Source organism: Ilumatobacter sp., from assembly GCF_041688325.1.
In the GTDB taxonomy this organism is placed as follows: Bacteria; Actinomycetota; Acidimicrobiia; order Acidimicrobiales; family Ilumatobacteraceae; genus Ilumatobacter_A.
In genome coordinates, this window is record NZ_JBDNIJ010000408.1 from 1 (window position 1) to 3663 (window position 3663).

A 3663-nucleotide genomic window follows, 5' to 3' on the forward strand; every position below is an offset into this window, starting at 1 on the left:
GAATGTACAACGGCCCTGGATTGGCTGCCTGACCGTGGTCGAGATTGGCATTCTCGGGCTGGACAGCGCACGGACCGGTGATTGCGGTCAAAATTCACACTTGAAGAGTTTCGTGTCGCACAAGTGGTGCTGCGAGCTGGTCGCATCTACCGTTCCGTCTATGAAGCAGTTCGCCACCTCCCGTCGTCACTCGATGAGTTCTCCTGGAATGGGGACCTCGCGCCGACTCGGCGCCATTGCTCTCTGTGGAGCACTGCTCGCTGCGTGCAGCGCCTCGGACACTGGTGCGGGTGGTGACTCTGGTGCAGTCGCAGACGACGGCCGCCTGCTCGTGGTCACCACGGTGGCACCGATCACTTCCATCGCATCGAACGTCATCGGCGATCGTGCGCAAATTGTTGGCCTGGTTCCCGAGGGAACGAACTCCCACACGTTCGAGCCGCCGCCGTCAGCAGCCGAGCTGCTGTCGACCGCCGACGTCGTGTTCATCAACGGTCTGCAGCTTGAAGAGCCGACAAAGGCGTTGGCTGAGGCCAATCTCCGAGACGACGTCCCGCTCGTCGAGTTGGGTGACCGGACGATCGACCCAGACCAATACAAATATGACTTTTCGTTCCCCGAGTCAGAGGGCAAGCCGAACCCGCACCTCTGGACCGACCCGACCCTGGTCAAGGTCTACGCCCAGCTGATTCACGACACGATGGTCGAAGTCGATCCCGAGGGTGCAGCGATCTACGACACAAACCTGCAGGCGTTTATCTCCATTGTCGACGAGTTCGACGAAGCCGTGAGCGCAACGTTCGAGACGATCCCAGTAGATCAACGCAAGCTCGTCACGTACCACGACGCCTACGCCTACTTCGCTGACACATATGGGTGGACCGTCGTTGGTGCCGTGCAGCCAGCCGACTTCGGTGAGCCGACTGCTGGCGACGTGATCGACCTGATTGAGCAGATCGAAGCCGAAGGTGTTCCGGCAGTGTTCGGCTCAGAAGTGTTCCCGTCACCCGTGCTTGAACAGATCGCTAACGAGACCGGTGCGATCTACGTCGACGATCTGCGTGACGATGACCTCCCCGGTGAGCCCGGTGAACCGGACCACTCGTGGCTCGGTTTGATGAAGTTCAACTTCGTCACAATGACCGACGCACTGGGCGGCGACTCGAGCGGCCTTGTCGGGTTCGTCGTCCGCAACTCCGCCATCGACGAAGCGAGGTACCCACAGTGATCTCGCAACGCGGTGCCGCTTCGACGGTCATCGCCGCCAACAACGTCACGGTCAGCTACGGCGCTGAGCCGGTATTGCTCGACGTCGATCTCGACATCACCGATGGCGAAATGATCGGCATCGTCGGCCCGTCCGGCTCGGGCAAGTCGACCTTACTCAAAGTGCTGCTCGGGAGTGTGCCCATCAAGTCAGGCACCGTCGATCGTCGCTCGGGCCTCGCCGTGGGTCTGGTGCCGCAGGTTGAACACATCGACTGGAGTTTCCCGGTCACCGTTGCTGAGTGTGTAGGTATGGCCCGAGCCCGCGGCCTGCGAACGCCGTGGATCACCAAGGCAGAACGTGCCGAGATCCACTCAGTGCTTGATCGGCTCGGTCTCAATGGCTTGGCCAATCGGCACATCCGCGATTTGTCGGGCGGTCAGCAACAGCGGGTATTTCTCGCTCGTGCGTTGTTTACTAAGGCCGAGGTGATCTTCCTCGACGAGCCGACGTCGGGCCTCGACGTCAAGACTCGTCACGAAGTGCTGCACCTGCTCGACGACCTCAACCGTCAGGGCCTGACCATTGTGCTGACCACGCACGACCTGAACGGCATCGCAGCCCATCTCCCGAAGATCGTTTGCCTCAACACTCGTGTGATCGGTGCCGGTACACCCGAAGAGGTACTCGTCCCCGACGTGCTCGAGCGGACGTATGGCTCGCCAATGCACATCCTCGAGCACGGTGGCATGCGAGTGGTTGTCGACTCGCCGCTGTATTTGGTCGACGACATCGGTAGCGCATCGGCATGATGCTCGCCGCAGACTTGTTCAAGCCCTTCGAGTTTGAGTTCTTCCGCAACGGCGTCATCGTCGCCACGCTCGCAGGTGCTCTGTGCGGGGTCGTTGGCTGCTACGTCGTGCTGCGCAATATGAGTTACATCGGCCACGGCCTGTCGCACGCGATCTTCGGCGGCTATGCGGTTGCTGGTCTGATCGGGATCAACCTGTTCCTCGGCGCTGGTGCCTGGGGCGTCATTACCGCTTTGGCGATCGGCGGGATCGTGCGGCGTCGGCCGATTGGTTCCGACGCGGCGATCGGCGTGGTCACGACCGCATCGTTCGCGCTGGGCCTCGCGCTCGTGCAGCTGTACGGGTCGCCTGGTCAAAACGCTGATGCACTGCTCTTCGGCAATGTCCTTGGCGTCACCTTTGCCGATGTCTGGCTGATCGTCGCCGTATCGATTGGCGCGGCGCTGTTCATCGGCTTCGGATATCGGCAACTGTTGTTCACGACGTTCGATACCGAAGTAGCCAAGGCCACCGGGGTGCGAACCGGGCTGGTTGATGGACTACTGATGGTCCTGCTGTCGGCCACCGTGCTGGCAACGATGAACGTCATGGGAGTCACGCTGATCGCCGCGAACCTTGTCGTCCCCGCGGTGGTCGCTCGCATGCTGACAGACAGCTTTGGTCGGATGCTCGGCTACGCCGGCGTGATCGGCGCAGTCAGCGGCTTCGTCGGCATGAACGCGAGCTATCACCTCGATGTCGCGTCAGGTCCGACGATCGTCCTCACGGCAGCGATTTTCTTCATCGTGGCGTTCGTTGCGGGTGGTTCGTTGCGTCGCCGCGCCGCCACTGTCGGCCACGCCCACTGATGACGCGTCATGCAATGAACTGCCGACTGATTACTCTCGCCACGTGAGATTGAACGACGAACGGGCAGCGATTGTCGACGGTTGGGGGGTCGACGATGCCGAAGCGGTCCTTCGAGCACATGGCTGCAGAGCAACCGGCCCGCGCGTTGCCGTGATGCGAGCGCTCCTGCGCCACGGTGGTCCGATCGATGCGGCCGAGTTAACACGGCTCGCACAAGTCGAAGAGTCGACCATTCACGAGGCGACGGTGTATCGCACTATCGGTGTCTTGTCTGATCGCGGCATCGTGACTCATGTGCATGCGGGCCATGGCCCGTCGCTCGTCCGGCTCGGTGGCGACCATGGGCTCCTTGCGGTCTGTCGTGATTGCGGCGGGATCGCTCAGCTCCCGACTGAGGTGGTCAAGACCTTCGTTGAGCAAGCCCACACGGCGGTGGGGTTCACGCTCGAACCGGGCCACTTCGCGCTCGAAGGCGTCTGCGCAGCGTGTGCGGGTGACGCTGCGTGAGTACACACGCGTTCCGTCAGGTTGATGTTTTTACGCGGGGTGCCTTCACCGGCAACCCTGTCGCAATTGTTCACGATGCCGACGACGTGCCAGCCGAAGAAATGCGGGCGATCACGCGCTGGACGAACCTGTCGGAAGCGGCGTTCCTACTCGGACCCGCTCATCCCACTGCCGACTATCGGGTGCGGATCTTCGAGCCGAAAGTCGAGTTACCATTTGCCGGCCACCCGACACTCGGGGCGTGTGCTGCGTGGCTTGATGCCGGCGGAGTTCCCCAGCGGCCGGGCA

The 3663-nt window shown here is 62.0% G+C and carries 5 protein-coding genes; all 5 read left to right on the plus strand.

Going from position 1 to position 3663, the window contains the following annotated elements:
* The first annotated feature begins 160 nt into the window (after positions 1-160).
* On the plus strand, positions 161-1228 hold the full coding sequence (locus ACH2EI_RS20210) for a metal ABC transporter substrate-binding protein (RefSeq protein WP_395154241.1): 1068 nt from the start codon (positions 161-163) through the stop codon (positions 1226-1228).
* Complete coding sequence (locus tag ACH2EI_RS20215) at positions 1225-2019, plus strand: metal ABC transporter ATP-binding protein (protein WP_395161371.1); 795 nt, start codon at positions 1225-1227, stop codon at positions 2017-2019. The genes ACH2EI_RS20210 and ACH2EI_RS20215 overlap by 4 nt, the downstream gene beginning before the upstream one ends.
* Positions 2016-2867 (plus strand): metal ABC transporter permease, encoded by an 852-nt coding sequence (locus ACH2EI_RS20220; RefSeq protein ID WP_395154243.1) that lies wholly within the window; start codon positions 2016-2018, stop codon positions 2865-2867. Before ACH2EI_RS20215 ends, ACH2EI_RS20220 begins: the two co-directional genes overlap by 4 nt.
* Positions 2868-2910: 43 nt before the next feature.
* Positions 2911-3375, plus strand: coding sequence for a Fur family transcriptional regulator (locus ACH2EI_RS20225; RefSeq protein ID WP_395154244.1), 465 nt, complete (start codon positions 2911-2913; stop codon positions 3373-3375).
* The coding region (locus ACH2EI_RS20230; protein ID WP_395154245.1) for a PhzF family phenazine biosynthesis protein at positions 3372-3663 on the plus strand (292 nt) is incomplete at its 3' end. The genes ACH2EI_RS20225 and ACH2EI_RS20230, both read left to right, overlap by 4 nt.

Coding starts and splice junctions, on each gene's coding strand:
- ACH2EI_RS20210 (WP_395154241.1), top strand. CDS start 161: ATGAAGCAGTTCGCCACCTCCCGTCGTCACTCGATGAGTTCTCCTGGA.
- ACH2EI_RS20220 (WP_395154243.1), top strand. CDS start 2,016: ATGATGCTCGCCGCAGACTTGTTCAAGCCCTTCGAGTTTGAGTTCTTC.